This window comes from Mesorhizobium sp. M8A.F.Ca.ET.218.01.1.1 (genome assembly GCF_004791165.1).
GTDB lineage: Bacteria > Pseudomonadota > Alphaproteobacteria > Rhizobiales > Rhizobiaceae > Mesorhizobium.
In genome coordinates this window covers 1-303 of the sequence record NZ_SRUZ01000168.1, presented here as the reverse complement: position 1 = coordinate 303, position 303 = coordinate 1, and the positions used below count along the sequence as shown (strand labels likewise).

The following is a 303-nucleotide window of genomic DNA, read 5'->3' as shown; positions in this document are numbered from 1 at the left end:
CTCATCTTTGGCGTTCAGGAAGCGAAAGGTGTGCACCCCAAACCCTTCCATGAAACGGAAGGAGCGCGGGATGGCGCGATCCGACATCACCCACATAATCATGTGCATGGACTCGGGCGTCAGCGAAATGAAATCCCAGAAATTGTCGTGCGCGGACTGGGCTTGGGGAAAGGCCCGGTCCGGCTCCTCCTTGACGGCATGCACCATGTCCGGAAACTTGATGGCGTCCTGGATGAAGAAGACCGGGATGTTATTGCCGACGATGTCCCAGTTCCCTTCTTTGGTGTAGAGCTTGACCGCGAA

General features: G+C 56.4%; 1 protein-coding gene. It reads right to left on the bottom strand.

The window, feature by feature from the left end; all coding sequences use genetic code 11:
- Positions 1–303, bottom strand: a 303-nt coding sequence (locus EN861_RS34865) for a catalase (RefSeq protein WP_135928248.1), incomplete at both ends; no start/stop codon positions are given.